The following is a 23,651-nucleotide window of genomic DNA, read 5'->3' as shown; positions in this document are numbered from 1 at the left end:
ATGCGAGACGCTCACGATGCTCCTGAAAAACTCCCTGCGTGCTCAGCTGCTGGCGCTGATTGGCGGCAGCTTGTTGATGACCTTGGTCATCGCTCTGGCCAGCTTTTCGTTCCTCTCCGAGGATATTTCTGCCTTCCAAAGGTTGCTCAAAGGTCCGATCGAAACCTCGCGCCTTATCAATGAAGCCAACCTTGAATTCAAGATCCAAGTCCAGGAATGGAAGAACGTGCTGCTGCGCGGCAAGTCACCCGAGCACCTGAGCAAGTACTGGCAGAGCTTCGAAGAACAGGAACGCAAGGTCCAAATGCTGCTCGATACACTCATGCAGGCGAGCCAGCATGATCAAACGCTGGCGAGCCAGATCCAGGGATTGCGCGATGAACATCGAAAGCTGGGCGCAGCCTATCGCAGCGGCCGCGAAGCGTTCCTGGCCGCGGACGCCGACCCAATCGCTGGCGACACCGCGGTCAAAGGTATCGACCGCGCCACCAGTGAACAGCTCAGCGAACTGGTCGCTCATCTGCGTGACGCTGCGCAGCGCAGCTCGGAAGAAATCAGCCGTGACGCCGAACGAGCGATCATCACCGGCTCGCTGATCATGCTTGCCGCTGGTGCGCTGATCAGTCTGCTCAGCCTGTGGCTGGTCAATCGCAACCTGATCGCCCCTATTCGCCATCTGATCGACCATATCGCCAAGCTCAGCCAGGGTAACTTCGGCGAGCGCGTCGATGCGTCCCGTACCGACGAACTAGGGCGTCTGGCCGTCGCGGCGAACGTGCTCCGCGACTTCCTCGCCGATACCTTTACCCGTCTGCAACGCAGCACCTCGGACCTGGACAATGCAAGTGGCGAGTTGAACGCCATCGCCACGCTGATGGGCCAAGGCACACGCGAGCAATTCTCGCGCACGGATCAGGTGGCCACCGCCATGCACGAAATGTCGGCTACCGCACAGGAGGTTGCACGCCACGCAGCCGAGGCCGCACACGCAGCGGATGCAGCCGATCATTCGGCGCAGCAGGGCGAGAACATGATGCGTTCGACCATCCAGACAATCGCCCACATGCGCGGCGAGATCGTTAACACCGCCGAAGTCATCCGACGCCTCGAGGCCGACAGCGGGCGCATTGGCAAGGTACTGGACGTCATTCGAGGCATCGCGGATCAAACCAACCTGCTAGCCCTGAACGCAGCCATCGAGGCCGCCCGTGCTGGCGATGCTGGCCACGGGTTCGCCGTGGTTGCCGATGAGGTGCGCACGCTGGCCAGACGCACCGCTGATTCGACTGCCGAAATTCGTCAGATTATCGACACGGTGCAAACCGGTGCTGTGGACGCGGTGCGTGCGATCGAAAGCGGTCAGAACCGCAGCGACGAAGGCGTCGAACAGGTGACGGAAGCCGGTTCGATGCTCCAGCGCATCACTCGTGAAGTCGAAGCGATCCGCGACATGAACCGACAGATCGCCACCGCCGCCGAGGAACAAACCTCCGTGGCGGAAGACATTTCGCGGAACCTGACCGAGATAACGGCCATCGCCACGACCAACCAGGACAATGTCGAGCGCACCGAAAAGGCCAGCCAGAATCTGCACAGCCTATCGGCCCAGCTCAGCGAAGTGACGCACCGCCTCGCGGGCTGACGCAGCTCGCAATCGACGCAACGGCTTCTTAGGCAGGGGTCGTTGCATGATTCTCGCCTTGTCCTTCAGGGGCTCTACCTCGCCAATTCCACACCTTGTTACAGCGTGCTGCGGACTTCACTACCTATCCCTTTACACGCGTCTTATTCGAGGCTACTTTCGCTGTTTCCCGGCGCATTGCCGGAACTACCTTAGATCGATACCCCGGTCAGGCCGGCAATCGGTCACTTGTGTGTACTCGAACGGCTGCCTCATTAATTGGCAGTAGTCAGCCGGCTCATCTCTCCAAGGAATATGGAAAATGTTGCGCCGCATGCTGCTCATGCTTGGCGCGGTGATCGTCGTCGTACTGATCCTCGCTGCCCTGAAGTTCAATTCGATCTACTCGCAAATCCAGCAATTCAATGCACCGAAGCCGCCAATCGATGTCGAGGCCGTCGAGTCCAGCCGTCAGCCCTGGCAGAGCCGGATCCCGGCGATCGGTACACTCACCGCATCTCAGGGCATTGATCTGTCGGTAGAGATTGCCGGCACCATCAGTGACGTACAGTTCCGCTCAGGTGAAAAGGTGAGCAAGGGCCAACCGATCGTTCTGCTCGACAGTGAAATCGAGCAGGCAAGCCTGGCTGCCGCCGAAGCCGACCTGCATCTAGCGAAAGTGGAATTTCAGCGCGCACGCAGTTTGATTGATCGCCAGGCCATCTCACGCAGCGAGTTCGACCGGCTGAATGCCGAGTCGCAGAAGGCAGCGGCCACCGTTGCACAGTTGAAGGCCAGCCTGGCGAAAAAACGCATTCTTGCGCCCTTCTCCGGAACGATCGGGATCCGTCAGGTGGATGTCGGTGACTTCGTTGCTGCCGGCACACCGATCGCCACGCTGCAGGATCTGTCGACTCTATTCGTCGACTTCTACCTGGCCGAACAGCAGGTTCCCTTGCTTGCCATCGGCCAATCCGTGCGGGTTCAGGTAGCCGCGTTTCCCGGTGAGCGTTTCGAGGGCAAGATCGTCGCTCTGAATCCCAAGGTGGAAACCACCACCCGCAACGTGCAGGTCCGCGCGGAGTTGGCCAACCCCGGCGAGCGTCTGCTGCCCGGCATGTTCGCCGATCTGCAGGTGCTATTGCCCAGCGAAGAACCCCAAGTCGTCGTGCCGGAAACCGCGATCACCTACACGCTATATGGCAACTCGGTGTTGGTGGTGAAGGAAGGTCAGGCGCCCGAGCCCGAGGAAGGCACCGAAGCGCCCGAGCGCAGCGAACCCTATCTGGTGGTGGAACGGCGCTTTGTCGAGACCGGGGAGCGTCGCGACGGCCGTGTGGTGATCCTCGAAGGGCTCGAGGCTGGTGAGCAGGTGGTTGTCGCCGGCCAGCTCAAACTGGATACCGGTGCCCACGTCGCGATCGCCAAGAAGCGCACGCTCGAACTCAAGCCAAACAGCGGGTCCGACGCTCACTGAGGCGTCGACTACAGGGACATAGATCGTCATGGCTTTTACCGATCCATTCATTCGCCGTCCGGTGCTGGCCAGCGTGATCAGCCTGTTGATCGTGCTGCTCGGCTTTCAGGCGTTCAACAGCCTGGTGATTCGCCAATATCCGCAGATGGAGAGCGCGCTGATCACGGTGACCACCGCCTACCCCGGGGCCAACGCCGAAACCATCCAGGGCTATATCACCCAGCCCCTGCAACAGAGTCTGGCCAGCGCCGAAGGCGTGGATTACATGACTTCGGTGAGCCAGCAGAACCTCTCGGTCATCTCGGTTTACGCGCGGATCGGAGCCGATACCGACCGGCTCTACACCGAGCTGTTGAGCCAGGCCAACTCGGTGAAGAACCAGTTGCCGCAAGATGCCGAGGACCCGGTTCTGAACAAGCAGGCCGCCGATTCCACGGCGCTCATGTACATCAGCTTCTATAGCGAACAGCTGACCAATCCGCAGATCACCGATTACCTGTCTCGGGTCATCCAGCCGAAGTTGGCTACCCTGCCCGGGATGGCTGAGGCGGAGATCCTTGGCAATCAGGTGTTCGCCATGCGCCTCTGGCTGGATCCGGTGAAACTCGCCGCCTACGGCCTCTCCGCAAGCGATGTGAACGAGGCGGTGCGCAAGTACAACTTTCTAGCTGCCGCCGGTGAGGTGAAGGGGCAATACGTCGTCACCAGTATCAACGCTGACACGGAACTGAAAACGCCTGAGGCCTTCGCCGCCATACCGTTGAAGACCCAGGGCGATAGCCGCGTGCTGCTCGGCGACGTGGCGCGGGTGGAGATGGGCGCCGAAAGTTACAACGCAATCAGCTCTTTCGATGGCATTCCCTCGGTCTACATCGGTGTCAAGGGGACCCCCAGCGCAAACCCGCTGGACGTCATCAGGGAAGTGCGCGCGATCATGCCGGAGATCGAATCGCAACTGCCGCCAAGCTTGAAAGTCACCATCGCCTATGATGCGACACGCTTCATCCAGGCCTCCATTGACGAAGTAGTGAAAACGCTCGCCGAAGCAGTGGTCATCGTGATCGTTGTGGTGTTCCTGTTTCTGGGATCGCTGCGCTCGGTGCTGATTCCGGTGGTCACCATTCCGCTTTCAATGATCGGCGTAATGTTCTTCATGCAAGCCATGGGCTACTCGATCAATCTGCTGACGCTGCTGGCCATGGTGCTGGCAATCGGGCTGGTAGTGGACGATGCGATCGTAGTGGTGGAAAACATCCATCGGCACATCGAGGAAGGCAAAACGCCGTTCCAGGCGGCCATTGATGGAGCACGTGAGATCGCCATGCCAGTGGTCACGATGACCATTACCCTGGCGGCCGTCTACGCGCCGATCGGCTTTCTGCAGGGTCTGACCGGTGCGCTATTCCAAGAATTCGCGCTGACATTGGCCGGTGCAGTGTTGATATCCGGCGTGGTCGCACTGACGCTGTCGCCGATGATGTGCTCGCGCTTGCTACGTCATGAAGAAAACCCGACGGGCCTGGCACACCGCCTGGATCTGGTCTTCGATCGATTGAAAGTGCGCTACCAGCGCGCGCTGCATGGCACGCTGAACACGCGTCCGGTGGTGCTGGTTTTCGCCCTGATCGTGCTCGGGCTGATTCCGGTACTGCTCAAGTTCACCGAAAGCGAACTGGCACCTGAGGAAGACCAGGGCATCATCTTCATGATGGCCAGCTCGCCGCAAACGGCCAACCTCAATTACCTGAACACCTATACCGATCAGTTCCTGGAGATTTTCAAGTCGTTCCCAGAGTACTACTCCTGGTTCCAGATCAACGGCTTCAACGGCGTGCAGAGCGGCATTGGCGGGTTCCTGATGACGCCTTGGGACGAACGGGAACGAACCCAGATGGAAGTACTTCCGCTGGTCCAGGCAAAGATCGATCAGATCCCCGGGCTGCAAGTCTTCGGCTTCAACCTGCCCTCCCTGCCCGGCACCGGCGAGGGGCTGCCGTTCCAATTCGTGATCAACACGGCTAACGACTACGAATCCCTGCTGCAGGTCGCCGAGCGTATCAAGGAAAAAGCCGAGGCGTCCGGCAAGTTCGCTTTTCTCGATATCGATCTGGCGTTCGACAAGCCAGAGATCGTCGTCGATATCGACCGTGAAAAAGCTGCACAGATGGGCGTGACGATGGAAGACCTCGGCATGACCCTGGCCACCCTGCTCGGCGAAAGCGAGATCAATCGTTTCACCATCGAGGGCCGCAGCTACAAGGTGATCGCCCAGGTCGAACAGGCCTATAGGGATAACCCGGGCTGGTTGAGCAATTACTACGTGAAAAACGACCGGGACGAGATGTTACCGCTGTCCACCCTGATCACGGTTCATGACCGCGCACGGCCGACCCAGTTGGCACAGTTCCAACAACTCAACGCGGCGACGATTCAGGGCTTCCCGATCGTCAGCATGGGCGAAGCCATCGACACGCTGCGCAGCATCGCTCAAGAAGAAGCACCACAGGGCTTCACGTTCGACTATGCCGGCGCATCGCGCCAGTACATCCAGGAAGGTACCGCCCTGTACACGACCTTCGCCCTCGCCCTGGCTGTCATCTTCCTGGTGCTGGCGGCGCAGTTCGAGAGCTTCCGCGATCCGCTGGTGATTCTTGTCACCGTACCGCTGTCCATCTGTGGCGCGCTGGTGCCATTGTTCCTGGGCCTGTCGAGTATGAACATCTACACCCAGGTCGGGCTGGTGACGCTGATCGGTCTGATCAGCAAGCACGGCATCATGATCGTCGAGTTCGCCAACCAGCTGCGCCAGGAACGCGGATTGAGCCGTCGCGAGGCCGTGGAAGAAGCGGCGGCGATCCGCTTGCGCCCGGTATTGATGACGACGGCGGCGACGGTATTCGGCATGGTGCCATTGATTCTAGCCAGCGGTGCGGGCGCGGTCAGTCGCTTCGATATCGGAATGGTAATCGCAACCGGCATGACGGTCGGCACGGTGTTCACGCTGTTCGTCCTGCCTGCCGTTTATACGATGCTGGCAAGCCCCGAGCGCGCCACGACGGCAGCTCAAACAGCAGCCTGAGGCAAATCGGATATCCCATCCGCTCGCGCCGGGTGGATGGCTTGTATCAGGCGCGGCTAGCCTCGGCCCACCAAGCTTTGCGACATGCCGTACATGAATAACAATAGATCCTTATCGGGACGCGCTTCCCAAATCGAGGTTTGGGCCATGCGCGGAATCGGGCAGTGATCACTGACTTCGCTACGCGCCACTACCCTGGCGTCCGGTTCGCTCCATGCGGCGGCACACAGGGAGGCGACACCCAGTGAGCCGGCTAGAAACAATCCTCGTGCAAATTCAAGCTTCATCGCGCAAGCCTTTGTTATTAGGTGATTCGAATGCTCACCATAGTCCACAATCGAGCTGTGCGTTGAAGAAAATGATAAATGGTCAATTTTTGAGCAGAGCGCTCCGCTAACGCCGTATCAATTGGCGAGCCAGGACGCTCACAGGCAGTAACCGCTAGAACCTTCTGCGCGGAAAACGACGCATAAAAAAGCCCCGCACTAGGCGGGGCTCTTCATGTAGCGGGACCGGCTGGCCTACATCATGCCGCCCATGCCGCCCATACCACCCATGCCGCCCATGTCCGGCATACCACCGCCAGCAGCCTTGTCTTCGACCACTTCAGCGATCATCGCTTCGGTGGTGATCATCAGGCTGGCGATGGAAGCCGCGGCCTGCAGAGCAGAGCGGGTAACCTTGGCCGGGTCGAGAATACCCATCTCGATCATGTCGCCGTACTCGTCAGTCGCAGCGTTGAAGCCGTAGTTGCCCGAACCCTGCTTGACTTTGTCGACCACAACGCTCGGCTCGCCACCGGCGTTGGATACGATCTGGCGCAGCGGAGCTTCGACCGCACGACGCAGCAAGGTGATACCTACGTTCTGGTCTTCGTTGTCGCCCTTGAGCTCGGAGATGGCCTGCAGAGCGCGCACCAGGGCAACGCCACCGCCGGGAACCACGCCTTCTTCGACGGCTGCACGAGTAGCATGCAGGGCGTCTTCAACGCGGGCCTTCTTCTCTTTCATCTCGACTTCGGTACCGGCGCCAACCTTGATTACGGCAACACCGCCAGCCAGCTTGGCCAGACGCTCTTGCAGCTTCTCTTTGTCGTAGTCGGAAGTGGTGTCTTCGACCTGCTTGCGAATCTGCGCAACGCGGGCTTCGATGTCGCCTTGCTGACCAGCACCGTCGATGATGGTGGTGTTTTCCTTGTTCAGCACGACGCGCTTGGCGTTACCCAGGTGCTCCAGGGTAGCGGTTTCCAGGCTCAGGCCGACTTCTTCGGAAATCACGGTACCGCCAGTCAGGATGGCGATATCCTGCAGCATGGCCTTACGACGATCGCCGAAGCCAGGCGCCTTGACGGCAGCAACCTTGACGATGCCACGCATGTTGTTGACGACGAGGGTAGCCAGGGCTTCGCCTTCAACGTCTTCAGCAACGATCAGCAGCGGACGACCGGCCTTGGCAACACCTTCCAGCACCGGCAGCAGTTCGCGGATGTTGGAGATCTTCTTGTCGACCAGTAGCAGCATCGGGCTGTCGAGCTCGGCCACCATGGTGTCCGGCTTGTTGATGAAGTAAGGGGACAGGTAACCACGGTCGAACTGCATGCCTTCCACGACGGACAGTTCGTTTTCCAGGCCCGAGCCTTCTTCAACGGTGATCACGCCTTCTTTACCAACTTTTTCCATGGCTTCGGCGATGATGGCGCCGATGGAGCTGTCGGAGTTGGCGGAAATGGTGCCGACCTGAGCGATGGCCTTGAAATCGGCACATGGCTTGGACTGATTCTTCAGCTCAGCGACGATGGCGATGGTCGCCTTGTCGATGCCGCGCTTCAGATCCATCGGGTTCATGCCAGCAGCGACGGCCTTCAGGCCTTCGTTGACGATCGACTGAGCCAGAACTGTGGCAGTGGTGGTGCCGTCGCCCGCGTCATCGTTGGCACGGGAAGCAACGTCCTTGACCAGCTGCGCACCCATGTTCTCGAAACGGTCCTTCAGCTCGATTTCCTTGGCAACGGAAACGCCATCCTTGGTGATGGTCGGAGCGCCGAAGCTTTTCTCGATGACGACGTTACGGCCTTTCGGGCCGAGGGTCGCTTTCACCGCGTCAGCCAGGACGTTAACGCCTACCAGCATTTTCTTGCGAGCGGAGTCGCCGAACTTAACTTCTTTAGCAGCCATGTTGATTCTTCCTCAAATTCTGTTGATGGAACGCAGTTCGCTTAAAGCGAGCGCTGATCAGGCTTCGACGACGGCGAGAATCTCGTTCTCGCTCATCACCAGCAGGTCTTCACCGTCGACCTTGACGGTGTTGCTGCCGGAGTAAGGGCCGAAGACGACCTTGTCACCGACCTTGACGGCCACGGCGCGTACTTCGCCGTTGTCCAGAACGCGGCCAGTGCCGACGGCGACGACTTCACCACGGTTCGGCTTCTCGGCAGCGGAGCCCGGCAGAACGATACCGCCTGCGGTTTTGGTTTCTTCTTCGCTGCGGCGAATCACGACGCGGTCATGCAGAGGACGAAGCTTCATTGTCGATCTCTCCTAGTACAGTGGTTTCCATGCCGATGCATACTCATCGGCGGGTTGGGCAAATCCGGCGGTGCCGGTTGCGGCCCGCAATGCGAGCCGCAGAAGACGGACTGTCGAACACGACAGCGACCTTGCGGTGACCGCTACATGCGGGCGCGGAAAAATGATTTCAAGGGCGCATGGCTGATTTTTTTTGAATTGAGAAATGAAAAAGGCATGCCTGTGCATGCCTTTTCTCGAACGGTCAGCATCACTTGTCGCGACGCTCCCACTCGCCCTCGATCACATTCGGTCGCTGGGGTCCGGCGTGACGCTCCTGTTGCTGACGCAGATCATCGGCAAAAGCACGACGGCGTTGGGCCTGAGCCTCGACACGACGGCCGACGAAACGGAGAAACAGCTTGCGCGACGGCGGAAACAGTACCAGCAACGCGACGATGTCGCTGAGAAAGCCCGGCAGGAACAGCAAGCCGCCAGCGACGGCCATCATCAGTCCCTGAAGCATCTCCTGCTCCGGCAGCTCGCCACGAGCCAACCGCTCACGTGCACGCCAGGCGGTGGCAAAGCCTGCCAGACGCAAAAGCAGGATGCCGGCCATGCCGCTGATAATCAGCAACAGTATGGTCGGCAATACGCCAATCGAGCTGCCGACCTTGATCAACAACGCCAACTCAGCCAGCGGAAACAGAAGAAACAGCAGTAAGAAAATACGCATCGATAGTCCTTGACGGAAGAACGGCTTCCGATTTCGTGTAGATGACGGCAGCCTGAACCGAATTCAACCCATCGAGAGAACAGGCTGTAACCGGATTATTCACCCCTGCGCTTACGCCAGGCTGAATCAGCGCCGCGCCATCGCGACTAACGCCTGCCGCACCGCGCCCGCGTTGTGGCACGGATCTGGAAATGCCAGCCAGTGTATGGCCTGACCGATGCGCAGGTGAAAGCCTTCGCTGTCGATACCGACCATGCTGGCTTCAGGCGCTGATGGCAGGCCTGCCCGTACGACGTAATGGGCTATCGCCGCGGCATGGTCGCTGTTCATGTGATCGAGCATCTCGCCCTCGCCACCGTCCGTCTGCGCAAATGGATTGGCCTGCGCCACGTCGTCCAACCAGTGAATCGCGCCGAAGCCCCCGATGTAGCGCCAGCGCACCGGTTGCAGCACCCAGAAGTCGAAATCATGCGCGCGATGGTAGTCACGCGACTCCGGGAAATAGCGGTAGTAGCGCTGCGCCGCAGCGTCTACGGCCTGTGCCCCGGTGAGCACCCTAGCCTCCGCCAGTACGGTAAGACGACCGTTGGCCTGCACATCTTCTACACCGCGCTCGGCGATCAACAACGAGCAGCGCGGGTCAGCCTGGAGGTTCTTGGTGTGCTGAGCGATTCGACTGATCAGGATCAGCGGCCAGCCTTGCTCGCTCAGGCAGTAGGGGACTGCGGAGCCGAAAGGAAATCCGGGCATGCTCTTGGAGTGCGTCGAGAGCACGCCGCGGTATTCCTTGAGCAGGAGTTGTCGGGCATGCTTGGCGGCTTCAGCGCTCACGGTGTTCCTCGAAGGCTTATCTGATTCAACGGGCCACCAGCATAACGGTTTCGTCGGCGGGCGTCGTTTACCGGCATCCTCATCAAGAAGGAAAGGTCCATGCAGTTAAAAGACAAGATCATCATCATCACGGGCGGCGGTCAGGGGCTGGGACGTGCGATGGGTGAATACCTCGCCGGCAAGGGCGCCCGCCTTGCGCTGGTGGACCTCAACCAGGAGCGTCTGGATGAGGCCGTGGCAGCGTGCAAGAGCGCCGGCGGCGATGCGCGGGCCTATCTATGCAACGTCGCCAACGAAGAACAGGTCAGCCATATGGTTGCCCAAGTCAGCGAAGATTTCGGCGGACTGGATGGCTTGGTCAACAATGCCGGCATCCTGCGCGACGCCCTGACCATCAAACTCAAGGATGGCGAACTGTCGAAGATGAGCCTGGCACAGTGGCAGGCGGTAATCGACGTCAACCTGACCGGCGTGTTCCTCTGCACCCGCGAAGTGGCCGCGAAAATGATCGAACTGAAGCGCCAAGGTGCGATCGTCAACATCTCTTCGATCTCACGCGCCGGCAACATGGGCCAGGCGAACTATTCGGCCGCCAAGGCTGGCGTTGCAGCGGATACGGTTGTCTGGGCCAAGGAACTGGCGCGCTATGGCATACGGGTGGCTGGCGTCGCACCCGGATTCATCGAGACTGAGATGGTCGCCAGTATGAAGCCCGAAGCACTCGAAAAGATGACTGCCGGTATTCCGCTCAAGCGACTCGGCAAACCGATGGAGATCGCTCATTCGGTCGCCTACATCTTCGAGAACGACTATTACACCGGACGCATTCTCGAGCTGGACGGCGGCTTGCGGATGTAACGCGGGACACCAGGCCAAGCTGCACGTCGAAGCGCTCGTCGCTCTTCTTGCAGCTTGTAGCTGATTTACCAGCCCACCCCAAAGCCGATGCTGTAACGCGTTTCATCCATGTCGCTTTCAGCACCGCTGACGATGTCCTTTTCGGCTTTCATGTTCAACGAGGCCCAGTCGGTGACCTTGTAACGCAATCCCACCTCTGCATCGAGTTCGTAATCGGCGACGTTTTCCAGCGGTTTGCCAATCTCTCCGTTGCTGAACAGCTCAAACGTCTTACCCACCAGATAACGGTTGTACTTCCACTTCATTGCCAGCGAGTAGAAATTTTCCGTGCCACCATCGGCGAATTCATAATCACTGCGGTTGATCAGCGAGGCCAGGGAGAAGGCGCCCAGATCGTTATCCCAGAATTGATAACCCGGGCCGGTACCCAGTGTGCGCTGGCGACGGACGTCTTCCACCTTGTCGCGCTTGTACTCCAGACGCCCCTGCCAGAACCAGTGCTCATCGAGGAATCGATCGAGCGCATATTCGGCGTCCCAATTGTCCGTCGCAGTAACGCCGTCGCGATATTCGCGGTTGTAATTGGCCGTCGCGTTGTGCCGCCAGAGGCCATGGCGTGCGGAAGTATCGAAGGAGACGTCGTAGTCGTCGGTATCGGTTTCGGCGCGCTTGTAATCCATCGCCACATCGATGTTGCCCTTCCAGGTCAGATCCTGGATCAGCGGTTTCGGATGAATGATCTGGGTGATGCTGGAAAGCGGCACCGTACGCGGTACCCCACCGTTGCTAAGTGTGACCTTGCCATCGTCGGCGGCCTGGAGCGACTTGGCTAGTTCCCCGGTCACATCGTCCTGTTTGACCAGCAGTTGCTGGTTGCTTTCCAACGTCGCGACCTGGCTCCATTTCACCGGAATCGAGCCGCCATAGTCGGTTTCGATCAGCAATTTTCCACCATCGAGCACGCTGATCTTGCCGGTCAGGCGATCGCCATTCTTAAGCCAGACGGTATCGGCGAGCGATGGCAAGGAGAAGAGCGAAAGTGATACGCAAAGCAAGGTTCTGGAAAACATAGAAGGCTGAATTTCTGGACAGATGGGGATAGAAAGGCTGGCATTATCCTTATGCGTTGAATCACAGCAAGCACTGACCGCCGAATAGCAACCGAGTTCAGCCAAGAGAGCTCCAAGCCCCATACGCACAGGACATTCCATGATCGAACAACCCCCTCTGCTACCGCCTGCGGCCGACGCCGAATCGCGCCGCGCGGCTGTTTATCTGGTCATGGCGCAAATCCCTGAGGGCAAAGTGGTGAGCTATGGCGAACTGGCCAGCATGGCCGGGCTGGGTCGCGCGGCGCGTTGGGTTGGTCGGCTGATGTCGCAATTGCCCGAGGGCACCCGCCTACCTTGGCATAGGGTAATCGCAGCCGGCGGACGACTCAGCCTACCCGCGGGAAGCGCCGCCGGACATGAGCAGCGCATGCGCCTGCGTGCCGAGGGGATAACCATCGTCAATGACCGCGTGGACATACGTCGACATGGCTGGCATTCGGCGGAGCACAGCGGGTAGAGTGCGCGCTTCATGTTTATAACCGTCTTGTCATATGTCCCGTGAAACCTGGCGTGCCGCCCTCGCCGCCTATGCCAGCCCCGCCTCGCTGACGCTGCTGGTGCTCGGCTTCGCCGCAGGCCTACCCGCTATTCTGGTGTTTTCCACACTTTCGGTATGGCTCCGCGAAGCGGGCGTCTCGCGCGAAACGATTGGCTTCGCCAGCTGGATCAGCCTGGCTTATGCCTTTAAATGGGTCTGGTCGCCAATGCTCGACCAATGGCGTCTGCCGTGGATAGGCGCGCTGGGCCGGCGCCGTTCCTGGTTGGTGCTGTCGCAGTCGGTGATTGCCATTGGTTTGGTTGGCATGGCGCTGTGCAACCCGCAATACAACTTGACCATGCTGATTGCACTCGCCGTCGCGGTGGCCTTCGCCTCGGCGACCCAGGACATCGCCATCGACGCCTATCGCTTGGAGATTGCCGAGGACAAACTGCAGGCCACGCTGGCGGCTAGCTATATGACGGGCTACCGGATCGCCATGCTGTTGGCGAGCGCCGGCGCGCTGTTTCTTGCCGAATGGCTGGGCTCCACCAATGTCGAGTACAGCCAGAGCGCATGGGCTACCACCTACGTTGCCTTTGCGCTGCTGATTCTGCCGGGTCTGGTCACTAGCCTGCTGATCCCTGAGCCAGAGGGTGCCGCGCCGCTTCCCAACGAGCCCTCGAAGTACAGTTTCAATCATCAGTTGGCGGGTGTCGGCTTGCTGCTGGTGCTGCTGGTATCCCTGCCGGCGATGATCAACGCGCTGATCGCACAGGCCTGGCCACGGGCGATCTTGTATCTCTTGTTCATCATCGGTTCGCTGTCGCCCTGGGGGCGCGCGCTGCTGGTGCCGGTTCGCCAGATGCTGCACCAGGCCGGCCAGCGCCAGCGTCCGGCACGGTTCGATTTCGTCCACCAGGCGGTCTCGGTGATCGTGCTGATCATCCTGATGGTGTCGACCACCGGCATGTTCCAGTCCTACTGGGGCGGTTACTGGCCGCGTGGCACCATGTATCTGTTGATCTGCTGGGGTTGTCTCTCCGGCCCCGGACGGATACTGATGGGACCGGTCCTGACACCCATCACCGATTTCATCCTGCGCTATCGCTGGCAGGCGCTGTTGCTGCTGGGGCTAATCGCCACGTACCGGATGTCCGACACCGTGATGGGCGTCATGGCGAATGTCTTCTACATCGACCAGGGTTTCAGCAAGGACCAGATTGCAAGTGTCAGCAAGCTGTTCGGGCTGATCATGACCCTGCTCGGGGCTGCTTTCGGTGGCCTCTTGATCGTGCGCTTCAGCATCTTGCCGATCCTGTTCATCGGCGGCCTTGCATCCGCCGCGACCAATCTCTTGTTCATGCTGTTGGTGGAAATGGGCGCCAATCTGAACATGCTGATCGTCACCATTTCCTGCGACAATTTCAGCGGAGGCCTGGCTTCCACCGCCTTCGTTGCCTACTTGTCGAGCCTCACCAACCTGAAATTCTCCGCCACACAGTACGCGCTGCTGAGCTCGTTGATGCTGCTGCTGCCGCGGCTACTGGGCGGCTACTCCGGTGTCATGGTCGAACATCTCGGTTACAGCGATTTCTTCCTGGCCACCGCACTGCTCGGTGTACCGACCCTGGTACTGATCGCCTGGCAGTGGTCACGCAGCCGCAGGCAACCGGAGCCGGCCGATCCGCTGGCCAGCACTGAGCGGAGCTAAAAAAAGCCGGCAATCGCCGGCTTTCCTTTTCCATGCTGAACCTCAGCTCTGAACCAGATGCACCACACGCTGGGGAAACGGAATGCCGATGCCCGCCTCGTCGAAGCGCTCTTTCAACCGCTCGGTGAAATCGAAGGTCACCGGCCAGAAATCACCGGTCGCCACCCAAACCCGCAACGACAGATTGACCGAACTATCGCCCAGTCCTGTCACGAAGACCACCGGCTCGGGATCACGTAGTACCCGCTCATCCTGCGCGATTTCCAGCAGAATCTGGCGCGCCAACTTGATATCCGCACCGTAGTCGATGCCAACGTTGATGTCGGCGCGACGACGCGGCTCGCGCGAATAGTTGGTGATATGCCCGTTGGACAAGCTTCCGTTGGGCACGACGATGGTCTTGTTATCGGCAGACTTGAGCACCGTGTGGAAAATCTGAATCGCATGCACGGTACCGGCAACACCCTGTGCCTCGATCCACTCGCCAACGCGAATCGGTCGGAACAGCAGGATCAAGACGCCGCCGGCAAAATTGGCCAGACTGCCCTGCAACGCCAGGCCAATGGCCAGACCGGCAGCACCGATCACAGCGATGAACGATGTCGTTTCCACCCCGATCATCGACGCCACGCTGACCAGCAACAGCACCTTCAGGATGACGCTCGACAGGCTTTCGATGAAACCGTGCAGCGAAGGATCCACTTGACGGCGCTGCAGCAAACCGCCGATTTTGCTGACGAGCTTGTTGATCAGCCACCAGCCAACCAGGAAGGTCGCCAACGCCAGTAGCACCTGGGCGCCGTACTGCAGAACGATCGGCAACCATGCCTCGGATAGATCAACCAGATAATCGACACTGAAATCCATCAGTAAAAGTCTCCTTGGGGTGCGGAGCGAGTCGGCCGACAGGCCGCTCGGGAGTGAAAAGGGCGCGCCTGCGCGCCCAGCGGATCAATCGCGGAAGTTATTGAACTGTAACGGCATACCGAAATCCTTGGCCCGCAGTAAAGCAATGGCTTCCTGCAGATCATCGCGCTTCTTGCCAGTCACCCGAACCTGCTCGCCCTGGATCGCCGCCTGCACCTTGAGTTTGGCGTCCTTGATGTGGGCAACGATTTTCTTGGCCAGCTCTTTGTCGATGCCTTCGCGCAGCACGACTTCCTGCTTGACCGATTTACCCGATGGGTAGGGATCTTTGAATTCCAGGCATTGGATGTCGATCTTGCGCTTGACCAGGCTCAGCTTCAAAATTTCAAGCATCTGTTCCAGCTGGAAATCGGCATCTGCGGTCAAGTGGACCGTCAGGTCCTTCAGCTCAAAAGTGCCTTTACCGCGCAAATCGTAACGCCGGTCCAGCTCTTTGAGGGCATTGTCGATGGCGTTGGTAACTTCGTGCTTGTCCAGTTCGGACACCACGTCGAACGAGGGCATGGGCTTCCTCCTTTAAGAACGGCGCAAGGGTGTGACCCAGCGCGCTTAGCTTGACGGTTCAAATGGGCCATCATTATAACTGTTCAGGCCAATGGCCCCGCTACCGGTGTTACGGCACTTCCCCTTTCTCCGAGCCCATGCATGCCCAACCCTCAACTCAGCATCCTGGTGGTGGACGACGCCAAATTCTCCAGCGTGATGATCGGTCGTGTCCTGTCCAAGGCCGGTTACGAAGACGTTCGCTTCGCCAATAGCGCCAGCGCTGCACTGGAATTGATCGAGCAGCGCCCTGCGAACGTTCTGCTAGCCGACTGGCTGATGCCAGAAATGGACGGGCTGGAGCTAACCGCACAGGTACGTCAGCAGGATGAAATGTCCGATCATTACACCTACATCATCCTGCTGACCGGGCGCGACGGTCAGGACGTGCTGAGCAAGGCCTTCGATCACGGTGTGGATGATTTCATCGGCAAGTCGGCTATGAACGATCAACTGGTACCTCGGGTATACGCCGCCGATCGCCTCTGTGGCTCGCTGCAACGCCTGATACGGGAAAACCGTTTGCTGACCGAAAATATCGCCAGGCTGGAACAGCGCAACCTGATCGATTCAGTTACCGGCCTTGGGAATGCCCGCTACCTTCATCAGCGGCTCGGCGACAGCCTGCGACAGATCGAAAGCCGCGGCGGCGCGCTGTGTTATCTGGTAATCGGCCTGCCGGAGATTCATAGCCAACGGGAACGCTACGGCGAGCATTTTCATCAGGAGCTGCTTCGAGGTGTGGCCAGGCGCTTACAGCAATTGGTACGCCCACTGGATGTGCTCAGCTGCCTGGATGAGGGACATTTCGGCCTGCTCACTCTGGTCGACGATCTGCGCGGCTGCTCACCGAGCAGTTTCAAACGATTGCACGATGGTCTTAACCTCAAGGCGTTCAAGACCAGCGAGGGCTTTATTTCCATCAGGGCCGGCATCGGTCTGGTCAGCCTTGATGCGAGCACGCTGCCCGCCGAGCCCCAGACGATCACCTCGCGCGCCGAGGCCCTGTTACCCAACGCATACGCCACGGGACGTATCGTGCCCCTGCGTTATACGCAGCCTGCCTGATGAGCAGCTCCTGGCATGTGCTTGGTGCCGGCAGCCTCGGGGGGCTCTGGGCAACGCGCCTGTTTCGCGCGGGCATACCACTGCGGATTATCCTGCGCTCGCCGGAACGACTCGCCGACTACCAAGCCGCGGGTGGCTTGGGTCTGATCGAAGATGAGAGTCTGCATGTCTATCCCGTGCCGGCGGAACTGCCTGATGCGAGCGCACCGATAGGCCGACTGCTGGTCGCCTGCAAGGCCTACGATGCCGAAGCCGCCATCGCCGCAGTGGCGCCGCGACTGATCAAGGGCGCGGAGATCCTCCTGCTACAGAATGGCCTGGGAAGCCAGCAAGCCATTGCCGAGCGCTGGCCGGAAAGCCGCTGCGTATTCGTCTCCAGCACCGAAGGGGCTTATCGACAGGCTGATTTCCGCATCGTCTATGCCGGCCACGGCCAGAACTGGCTGGGCGAACCTGACCCTTGCTCCCCTCCGTCATGGCTGGCCGATCTGGACGCTGCCGGCATCCCCTATGCCTGGGCCGACGATATTCTGGGCAAGCTATGGCGCAAGCTGGCGATCAACTGCGCGATCAACCCGCTGACCGTGCTGCATGATTGTCGCAACGGCGAGTTGCTGACCCACCGCATACCGCTGCATGGACTCTGCACCGAGCTCGGTGAATTGCTTCGGACGTGCAACCAGCCTGACGCCGCCGATGGGCTCGAAGACGACGTGCTGCGCGTCATAGAAGCGACAGCCAACAACTTCTCATCGATGCAGCAGGACGTACGAAGCGGACGCCGGACCGAAGTCAGCTTCTTGCTCGGTCACGCCTGCCACACCGCGCAGCAGCACGGTTTGAAGACGCCAGAGCTGTGCACGTTGCTCGAGCGGCTCCAGACCTTCCTACGTCATCACGGATTGCCCGCGGACTGAGGCACCGCTACCCTGCTGAAACACCCTTCAGCTGTCCTTACCATGACCCTGCGCCAGCGCCTTGAAAATCTCCCGGTCGGCCGCAAGTTGCTGGTCGCCCTGCTCGTACTGCTTGCCGCAGTGCTGCTGGTGTCCAACCTGGCGTTCATCAGTGCGGCCTATTGGATTTCCCGCCAGAGCGTCGCGCCTCAGGCGATGCACACGCTTGGCGCGCTGCTCGCGACACCCGAATTGAGCGATCGCGCGCTGGAATCCGCAACAGCTGCCGACGAGTTACTGCAGAAGCTGAACGACTACGCCCCGCTACGTGCAGCAGTGGTCTACGACAGCGCTGGTCGGCGCCTGGCACAGTTGTATCGCGGCGATCCGCTCGACCTGCCGCAGCAGATCAGCGAACTGCCGACCTGGCAAAAGACCGAGATGCGGGCCAACCTGCTGGTGGAGCTGCCGCAAACCGCAGGGCCTCCGGGTTATCTGCTGATCATTGCCAGCAGCGAACTGCCCGGAGCCTTCTATACCGGCACCCTGACTGCCAGTCTCGTCATTCTGCTGGCCAGTCTGCTGCTCTGGGCGTTGGTGGCCCGGCAGATCCGCCAGGCGATTACCCGTCCGATCCGCGACCTCGAGGCGCTATCCCGCCAGGTCACGCGCGAAGAAAACTATTCCCTGCGGGCGACGGCGAAAAACCAGGATGAAATTGGCCATCTGGCCGACGCCTTCAATACGATGCTGTCGCGCATGGAAGCACGCGAACAGCAGCTCAAGCGTGCCCGCGACGATGCCCAGGACGCATTCGACCACGCCCAGGGCCTAGCGGAGGAAACCCGTCATTCCAACCGCAAGCTAGAGCTGGAAGTTCAGGTTCGCAGCAAGATCGAGAAAAAGCTCACCGGCTTTCAGAACTACCTGAACAGCATCATCGATTCGATGCCCTCGGTGCTCATTGCACTGGACGAACAACTTTATGTGACCCAGTGGAATCAGCAGGCCAGCGCGCTTTCCGGTACCTCTATCGATGACGCACTGAATCAGCCGGTATTCATCGCCTTCGAGCCGCTGAAACCCTTCCTGACCCAGATCCGCCGAACTTCCGAACGTCACCAGGTGGAAAAGATCGAGCGAGTCACCTGGATGTTCAACGACGAGCCCCGCCACTACGCGCTGACGTTTTATCCATTGATGGGCGGCGGTGGTCGCGGCGTGGTAATTCGTATCGACGACATCACCGAGCGCATCAACATGGAGGAAATCATGGTGCAATCGGAAAAGATGCTGTCGGTGGGCGGCCTCGCCGCAGGCATGGCGCATGAAATCAACAATCCCCTGGGCGCCATTCTGCATAACGCGCAAAACATTCGCCGACGCCTGTCGCCAGATCTGGAACGCAATCGTGAGGCTGCCGCCGAAACCGGCGTACTGCTGGAGGCGGTGAATCAGTACCTGCAGCGGCGGGAAATCCCGCAACTGCTCGACGGGATACAGCAGGCAGGCTCCCGGGCAGCCAAGATCGTCAGCCATATGCTGAGCTTCAGTCGCCTGAGCAACCGGCAGCTGGCCGATTGCCAGCTGACCGTGCTGATCGATCAGGCGCTGGAGATCGCGGGCGGTGACTTCGCGCTGCTGGACGGCTTCGATTTCCGTTCCATCGAGATCATTCGCGATTTCGATCCGCAAGTAGACCGTGTGCCCTGCATTGGCAACGAACTCGAACAGGTGTTACTGAACCTGCTGAAAAACGCCGCGCAAGCCATCCATCAGAAACCAGACCGACGCCGCGGGCAGATCACGCTGCGCACACGCCTGAATCCGCCGTGGGCCGAGATCCAGGTGGAAGACAACGGTGTCGGCATTCCCGAGCATATTCGCAAACGAATCTTCGAGCCTTTTTTCACCACCAAAGAGGTGGGCCAGGGAACCGGGCTGGGTCTTTCCGTTTCGTATTTCATCATCACCAACAATCACAAGGGTCAGATGGAAGTGCAGAGCAGGCCGGATCAGGGCACCGTTTTCACCCTGCGCCTGCCACTGACATCGCCCTCAGATACCAACTGAAGCTGAACCTGGGACTTACCGATGGGCAACCGACTCTCCAAGATCTACACCCGTACCGGCGATGCCGGGGAAACCGGCCTGGCCGATGGTCGCCGGGTCCCCAAAAATCATCCGCGAATCGAAGCCATGGGTGAGATCGATACACTCAATAGCCAGTTGGGCCTGCTGCTCGCCGAACTGGCCGAAGCCCAGGCACGCTGGCCGGATCTGGCTGAACTGATCGAAGTCCTGAGCCCCTGTCAGCACCGCCTGTTCGACCTGGGCGGTGAGTTGGCGATGCCGGATTATCAAGCGTTGAACGACGCAGAGGTGGCTCGCCTCGAGGCCGCAATCGATCACTGGAACGTCGAACTCGGGCCGCTCGAGGATTTCATCATGCCGGGTGGCACACGATTGATCGCGCTCGCTCACCTGTGCCGCAGCATGGCGCGAACGAGCGAACGGCGCTGTCAGCAGCTCAACGCTCTCGAGCCGCTGCGCCCAGTCGGCCTGGCCTATCTCAATCGCCTCTCGGACCTGTTCTTCGTCGTTGCTCGGCTGATCGCGCGTCGCCAAGGCTGCGCCGAAATCCTCTGGCATGCCGCCAGCGCACCCGCCAACGCCAATGCCTGAGCAAAGCGCAGACCGACACGAACGCTTCCGTAACGGGCTGCACGCAGCCTGGGAAGCATTCATCGTTCTGCTGGTATGCATCAACCTCGGGTTGATCCTGTTCGACAGCCTGTTCACCGTAGCACCGCTCAATCAGGCATTCGCCGAATGGTTGCCTACGCTGCATCAGCGTTACGACACGTTGATTCACCGCAACTTCCAACTGATCGATCTCGGTTTCGTCGCCATATTCGTTCTCGACGTGCTCCTCGGTTGGACCGTTGCGTTGTTCGAACGACGGTACGCACGCTGGTACTACTACCCCTTCGCCCACTGGTACGACGTGCTCGGCTGTATCCCGCTGAGCGGTTTCCGCTGGCTACGCGTGCTGCGAGTCGGCAGCCTGCTACTTCGACTGCAACGCCTGGGCCTGATCGACGTCCGCCAATGGGCGATTTTCGGCCTGGTCTATCGCTACTATTCACTTCTGCTCGAAGAGCTGTCCGATCGCGTCATGGTCCGGCTGTTCAGCCGCATGCAACAAGAAATAGGCGCCAGCGACGACCTATCCCGAAGGCTGCTGGAGGAAGTGGTGAAGCCGCGCAAGGAGCGGCTGCTCGATGACCTGTCGCGACGCCTGCACAGCATGTTGGAGAGCGGCTATCGAGACAACCGTGGCGCCATCGAAGGCTACGTCGGCGGCCTGATCCACCAGGCGTTGGCGAATAATCCCGAGGTGAGCCGCCTGCGCCGCCTACCGTTGGGTGACCGAGTCGCCGAGACGCTGGACGAAGCCCTCACCGACATCGCCGCACGGTTGCTACAAGGCGCGGCCGACGGTCTGCAGGGCGCTCAGTTTCAACGTTTGGCCCGCAACCTGGCTGACGAATGTTTCGAGGCCTGGGTTTACCAGGACGAGAACACGGATCTCGCCCTGGAAGAACTGCTGGTCGATGTCATAGAAGTGCTCAAGCAGCAGGTGCTCGACCGGCGCTGGAGCCGCTTTGTCGGACCTATCGAGCCGCCAACCCCACCGAGCTAGGGCCTGTTACCGGCTGCGAGTCGCAGCGAAACATCAACGCGGCCTAATATGATCTCGCGGCGGCGGCGCCGTGCTGTTGATCGATACGCGAACCGACGACCATCTCGGTGGCCCAGTTGACCAAAATATCCGTGTAGGCCTTTTGGCAGCTCTCATTGGCCAGAGCATGATCGGCACCGAGAATGATGCGGTGCGTCAGCGAGTGCGTCTGCTGAAAGGCCGCGCGATAACTCATGATCGTGCTGTGCGGAACCAGATGATCGTGTTCCGACTCGACAATCAGCACATCGCCGCGAAACTCGGCGCAAGCGGTCAGTGCCCGATTTTCCTCTGGAGCAACCCGGCGGCCACGCAGCTGATTGAGCGTATCGCGATCCAGCTGTCGCTTGGGCATGGCCCAGTCATCATCACCGTATAGGGCCGGCACACGCATCGCCAGCCACCTGACCGGCCGCAAGGATGTGAGCAAGGCGGCCAGGTAGCCGCCATAACTGGTACCCACCACAGCGATCGCGGCAGGATCGATGTTCGGGTGCTGCGCCAGCAAATCGTAAGCCGCCAGCAGGTCGCGCAGATTCTGCTCGCGCGTAACGGTCTGCTGTTGAGCCAAGGTCAGGGCATGACCCCGCAGATCGAACGACAGGCAAATACAGCCTAGCCCAGCGATACCGCGCGCGCGTGTCAAATCGCGTTCCTGACTGCCGCCCCAGCCATGCACGAACAGCACGCCCGGTAATTTTGTCGGCGGCGACAGGAAAGTGCCGGCAATGTGTTCGTCATCCACAAGGATATCCACGCATTCACTCTGGGTTGCCATAGTCCTCCACCAATGCGTATTTGGTTATGAATCCGACTTCGGCGTCGTCACCACGAAACAGCAGGGTCGCGCCTTCAGGCACGGTCGATTCGCCGTACAGCTCGACCGATGAGGCATGAACGACCTTGCCGCCCCGGCCCTGCGCGAATGCCTCCAGCGCCGCGACCTCCGCACTGCTGGCACCGCCGATTCGCCAGGACTGCTCCAGCACACCGGAACAGGCCCGCCCTCGGTCATCGATGCCCTGGGCGATATCGTAGTTGCGTCGAGAGGCATAGAAGTTACGAAAGCAATCCGACGCGGCCGCGTCATAGACCTGAGCCTGAGAGATGGCAAGACGAGTCCTTTCCGGCAGATCCAAGTCCAATAACGTATCGAAGTCGCCATCGACGACCAGCAGGTCCGAGCCGCCATACACGGTGTCACCCGCGTTGTCGGGAGTCAGGCGCTGGGTCCCGTAATAGCTCAGAATTCGTCCCGCAACGCGTATCTGCCCGACGCTGAACGTGGTCACGTGCTCCAGATTCGCCTCAAGAACCAGCCCGAATTGGGCCAATTCGGCTTCATCCACGTTTTCCAGGGCGTGATCGAGTGCCTGAACAGTGCTCACCCGTTCCTGTCCTCGGCCACCGGTGGCCCGTACTGGCTTGATTCTCAACGCCCCTTCGTTCAGCAGACGCCGCCCAGCCTCACGCGCATCGTGCAGGGAAAACACACTGTAGCCGGGCAAAACGCCGCCCGTGACACGACGGGAGAACTCTCGCGACCAGCCAAGGGGGGAGCCGGCATCCGGGCGTACCAGAGGATGGGTGATCGCCTTGGTCTCGATAAAGGCATGCGGTACGACACCACCAAACAGATCCCGCTCGCCCTCCAGTCCCAGTTTGCGCGCCAGATCCGTACCGACCACAGTGGAAGAAGGCACGAAATAGAGCGGACACGGATAGCTGGCCTCTGCGTCGTACTCACCGAGAAAGGCAAGCCCTTGCAGCGCTGCCAGGCGCTTGGCGAGCTGCTCGTGCACGACCTTTTCGTGCTCGGGTTCGTTGGGTCGATTGGTCAGGGTTACGACAGCCCCTCGAGTGTCTTGCGGGGTATCCGCACTCTTCATAGGTGGATTCGCTCCATGGACTACAGGTACATGCGCGACGAAGCGACCGATCGCCGCTTCCTTCGCTCGTTTCCACCCGACCAAAGCGGATCCGGTGTATCGAGTAGACCCCTGTTTTACGCTATCTATCCTGCAGCCCAGCCAGCCGCGACCGGCCTCCAGTCCGCAAAAAT

At 59.9% G+C, this 23,651-nt stretch carries 21 protein-coding genes; 11 read left to right on the top strand and 10 right to left on the bottom strand.

What is annotated here, in order from left to right:
- Positions 1-16: 16 nt before the first annotated feature.
- The 3 genes from MCB86_RS16010 (at position 17) to MCB86_RS16000 (ending at position 6,177) form a co-directional block, all read left to right on the top strand.
- Positions 17-1,642: a methyl-accepting chemotaxis protein gene (locus MCB86_RS16010; RefSeq protein ID WP_239611464.1), complete on the top strand. Its 1,626-nt coding sequence runs from the start codon at positions 17-19 to the stop codon at positions 1,640-1,642.
- Between the two features lie 301 nt (positions 1,643-1,943).
- Positions 1,944-3,098, top strand: a complete 1,155-nt coding sequence (locus MCB86_RS16005; RefSeq protein ID WP_045163315.1) for an efflux RND transporter periplasmic adaptor subunit — start codon at positions 1,944-1,946, stop codon at positions 3,096-3,098.
- Between the two features lie 28 nt (positions 3,099-3,126).
- A complete protein-coding gene (locus tag MCB86_RS16000; RefSeq protein WP_045163316.1) occupies positions 3,127-6,177 on the top strand; it encodes a multidrug efflux RND transporter permease subunit in 3,051 nt (1,016 codons plus the stop codon).
- Positions 6,178-6,233: 56 nt separating this feature from the next.
- On the opposite strand, the gene MCB86_RS15995 is transcribed toward MCB86_RS16000, so the two are convergent.
- The 5 genes from MCB86_RS15995 to MCB86_RS15975 all read right to left on the bottom strand — a co-directional run bounded on the left by MCB86_RS15995 (position 6,234) and on the right by MCB86_RS15975 (position 10,248).
- Positions 6,234-6,464: a hypothetical protein gene (locus tag MCB86_RS15995; protein WP_025242763.1), complete on the bottom strand. Its 231-nt coding sequence runs from the start codon at positions 6,462-6,464 to the stop codon at positions 6,234-6,236.
- A 234-nt stretch (positions 6,465-6,698) separates the two neighbouring features.
- Positions 6,699-8,351, bottom strand: coding sequence for a chaperonin GroEL (gene groL / locus MCB86_RS15990; protein WP_045163317.1), 1,653 nt, complete (start codon positions 8,349-8,351; stop codon positions 6,699-6,701).
- Positions 8,352-8,408: 57 nt separating this feature from the next.
- Positions 8,409-8,702, bottom strand: coding sequence for a co-chaperone GroES (locus tag MCB86_RS15985; RefSeq protein ID WP_239611463.1), 294 nt, complete (start codon positions 8,700-8,702; stop codon positions 8,409-8,411).
- Between the two features lie 250 nt (positions 8,703-8,952).
- The gene (locus MCB86_RS15980) at positions 8,953-9,417 is read right to left on the bottom strand and encodes an FxsA family protein (protein ID WP_045163318.1); all 465 of its coding nucleotides are present in this window, start codon (positions 9,415-9,417) and stop codon (positions 8,953-8,955) included.
- A 126-nt stretch (positions 9,418-9,543) separates the two neighbouring features.
- Positions 9,544-10,248, bottom strand: coding sequence for a DUF2470 domain-containing protein (locus tag MCB86_RS15975; protein ID WP_045163319.1), 705 nt, complete (start codon positions 10,246-10,248; stop codon positions 9,544-9,546).
- 99 nt (positions 10,249-10,347) lie between these two features.
- Between MCB86_RS15975 and MCB86_RS15970 the strand changes: the two genes are divergently transcribed.
- On the top strand, positions 10,348-11,106 hold the full coding sequence (locus tag MCB86_RS15970; protein WP_045163320.1) for an SDR family oxidoreductase: 759 nt from the start codon (positions 10,348-10,350) through the stop codon (positions 11,104-11,106).
- Between the two features lie 65 nt (positions 11,107-11,171).
- Here the strand turns inward: MCB86_RS15970 and MCB86_RS15965 are convergent, their stop codons facing one another.
- Positions 11,172-12,176: a DUF481 domain-containing protein gene (locus MCB86_RS15965; RefSeq protein ID WP_045163321.1), complete on the bottom strand. Its 1,005-nt coding sequence runs from the start codon at positions 12,174-12,176 to the stop codon at positions 11,172-11,174.
- Positions 12,177-12,315: 139 nt separating this feature from the next.
- Between MCB86_RS15965 and MCB86_RS15960 the strand changes: the two genes are divergently transcribed.
- Positions 12,316-12,675, top strand: a complete 360-nt coding sequence (locus MCB86_RS15960; protein WP_045163322.1) for an MGMT family protein — start codon at positions 12,316-12,318, stop codon at positions 12,673-12,675.
- A 34-nt stretch (positions 12,676-12,709) separates the two neighbouring features.
- Positions 12,710-14,410, top strand: a complete 1,701-nt coding sequence (locus MCB86_RS15955) for an AmpG family muropeptide MFS transporter (RefSeq protein WP_045163323.1) — start codon at positions 12,710-12,712, stop codon at positions 14,408-14,410.
- 42 nt (positions 14,411-14,452) lie between these two features.
- Here MCB86_RS15955 and MCB86_RS15950 read toward each other — a convergent pair whose 3' ends face one another.
- Both MCB86_RS15950 and MCB86_RS15945 read right to left on the bottom strand, forming a co-directional pair.
- Positions 14,453-15,277, bottom strand: a complete 825-nt coding sequence (locus MCB86_RS15950) for a mechanosensitive ion channel domain-containing protein (protein ID WP_045163324.1) — start codon at positions 15,275-15,277, stop codon at positions 14,453-14,455.
- 84 nt (positions 15,278-15,361) lie between these two features.
- Positions 15,362-15,841 (bottom strand): YajQ family cyclic di-GMP-binding protein, encoded by a 480-nt coding sequence (locus tag MCB86_RS15945; RefSeq protein ID WP_239611462.1) that lies wholly within the window; start codon positions 15,839-15,841, stop codon positions 15,362-15,364.
- Positions 15,842-15,982: 141 nt separating this feature from the next.
- On the opposite strand from MCB86_RS15945, the gene MCB86_RS15940 reads away from it, so the two are divergent.
- Genes MCB86_RS15940 through MCB86_RS15920 form a run of 5 tightly spaced genes read left to right on the top strand, consistent with a single transcriptional unit; the run spans position 15,983 to position 21,550 of the window.
- A complete protein-coding gene (locus MCB86_RS15940; RefSeq protein WP_239611461.1) occupies positions 15,983-16,948 on the top strand; it encodes a response regulator in 966 nt (321 codons plus the stop codon).
- Entirely contained in the window at positions 16,948-17,865 is a 918-nt protein-coding gene (locus MCB86_RS15935) for a putative 2-dehydropantoate 2-reductase (RefSeq protein ID WP_045163327.1), read from the top strand. Before MCB86_RS15940 ends, MCB86_RS15935 begins: the two co-directional genes overlap by 1 nt.
- Positions 17,866-17,907: 42 nt before the next feature.
- A complete protein-coding gene (locus MCB86_RS15930) occupies positions 17,908-19,917 on the top strand; it encodes an ATP-binding protein (protein WP_045163328.1) in 2,010 nt (669 codons plus the stop codon).
- Between the two features lie 21 nt (positions 19,918-19,938).
- Positions 19,939-20,529, top strand: coding sequence for a cob(I)yrinic acid a,c-diamide adenosyltransferase (locus MCB86_RS15925; protein ID WP_239611460.1), 591 nt, complete (start codon positions 19,939-19,941; stop codon positions 20,527-20,529).
- Complete coding sequence (locus MCB86_RS15920) at positions 20,522-21,550, top strand: ion transporter (protein ID WP_239611459.1); 1,029 nt, start codon at positions 20,522-20,524, stop codon at positions 21,548-21,550. Before MCB86_RS15925 ends, MCB86_RS15920 begins: the two co-directional genes overlap by 8 nt.
- A gap of 43 nt (positions 21,551-21,593) precedes the next feature.
- Here MCB86_RS15920 and MCB86_RS15915 read toward each other — a convergent pair whose 3' ends face one another.
- Both MCB86_RS15915 and MCB86_RS15910 read right to left on the bottom strand, forming a co-directional pair.
- The gene (locus MCB86_RS15915) at positions 21,594-22,367 is read right to left on the bottom strand and encodes an alpha/beta fold hydrolase (protein WP_239611458.1); all 774 of its coding nucleotides are present in this window, start codon (positions 22,365-22,367) and stop codon (positions 21,594-21,596) included.
- On the bottom strand, positions 22,351-23,478 hold the full coding sequence (locus MCB86_RS15910) for a DUF3182 family protein (RefSeq protein WP_239611457.1): 1,128 nt from the start codon (positions 23,476-23,478) through the stop codon (positions 22,351-22,353). The genes MCB86_RS15915 and MCB86_RS15910 overlap by 17 nt, the downstream gene beginning before the upstream one ends.
- Positions 23,479-23,651: the final 173 nt, after the last annotated feature.

The sequence above is a fragment of the Pseudomonas sp. KSR10 genome (assembly GCF_022355455.1).
In the GTDB taxonomy this organism is placed as follows: Bacteria; Pseudomonadota; Gammaproteobacteria; order Pseudomonadales; family Pseudomonadaceae; genus Stutzerimonas; species Stutzerimonas stutzeri_E.
Note: the sequence above shows the minus strand (reverse complement) of the source record. Positions and strands in the feature narration are given on the sequence as shown.

Coding starts and splice junctions, on each gene's coding strand:
- MCB86_RS15915 (WP_239611458.1), bottom strand. CDS start 22,367: ATGGCAACCCAGAGTGAATGCGTGGATATCCTTGTGGATGACGAACAC.
- MCB86_RS15910 (WP_239611457.1), bottom strand. CDS start 23,478: ATGAAGAGTGCGGATACCCCGCAAGACACTCGAGGGGCTGTCGTAACC.
- MCB86_RS15940 (WP_239611461.1), top strand. CDS start 15,983: ATGCCCAACCCTCAACTCAGCATCCTGGTGGTGGACGACGCCAAATTC.
- MCB86_RS15970 (WP_045163320.1), top strand. CDS start 10,348: ATGCAGTTAAAAGACAAGATCATCATCATCACGGGCGGCGGTCAGGGG.
- MCB86_RS15960 (WP_045163322.1), top strand. CDS start 12,316: ATGATCGAACAACCCCCTCTGCTACCGCCTGCGGCCGACGCCGAATCG.
- MCB86_RS15950 (WP_045163324.1), bottom strand. CDS start 15,277: ATGGATTTCAGTGTCGATTATCTGGTTGATCTATCCGAGGCATGGTTG.
- MCB86_RS15965 (WP_045163321.1), bottom strand. CDS start 12,176: ATGTTTTCCAGAACCTTGCTTTGCGTATCACTTTCGCTCTTCTCCTTG.
- MCB86_RS15925 (WP_239611460.1), top strand. CDS start 19,939: ATGGGCAACCGACTCTCCAAGATCTACACCCGTACCGGCGATGCCGGG.
- MCB86_RS15995 (WP_025242763.1), bottom strand. CDS start 6,464: ATGAAGCTTGAATTTGCACGAGGATTGTTTCTAGCCGGCTCACTGGGT.
- MCB86_RS16000 (WP_045163316.1), top strand. CDS start 3,127: ATGGCTTTTACCGATCCATTCATTCGCCGTCCGGTGCTGGCCAGCGTG.
- groL (WP_045163317.1), bottom strand. CDS start 8,351: ATGGCTGCTAAAGAAGTTAAGTTCGGCGACTCCGCTCGCAAGAAAATG.
- MCB86_RS15985 (WP_239611463.1), bottom strand. CDS start 8,702: ATGAAGCTTCGTCCTCTGCATGACCGCGTCGTGATTCGCCGCAGCGAA.
- MCB86_RS16005 (WP_045163315.1), top strand. CDS start 1,944: ATGTTGCGCCGCATGCTGCTCATGCTTGGCGCGGTGATCGTCGTCGTA.
- MCB86_RS15930 (WP_045163328.1), top strand. CDS start 17,908: ATGACCCTGCGCCAGCGCCTTGAAAATCTCCCGGTCGGCCGCAAGTTG.
- MCB86_RS15920 (WP_239611459.1), top strand. CDS start 20,522: ATGCCTGAGCAAAGCGCAGACCGACACGAACGCTTCCGTAACGGGCTG.
- MCB86_RS15955 (WP_045163323.1), top strand. CDS start 12,710: ATGTCCCGTGAAACCTGGCGTGCCGCCCTCGCCGCCTATGCCAGCCCC.
- MCB86_RS15980 (WP_045163318.1), bottom strand. CDS start 9,417: ATGCGTATTTTCTTACTGCTGTTTCTTCTGTTTCCGCTGGCTGAGTTG.
- MCB86_RS15935 (WP_045163327.1), top strand. CDS start 16,948: ATGAGCAGCTCCTGGCATGTGCTTGGTGCCGGCAGCCTCGGGGGGCTC.
- MCB86_RS16010 (WP_239611464.1), top strand. CDS start 17: ATGCTCCTGAAAAACTCCCTGCGTGCTCAGCTGCTGGCGCTGATTGGC.
- MCB86_RS15945 (WP_239611462.1), bottom strand. CDS start 15,841: ATGCCCTCGTTCGACGTGGTGTCCGAACTGGACAAGCACGAAGTTACC.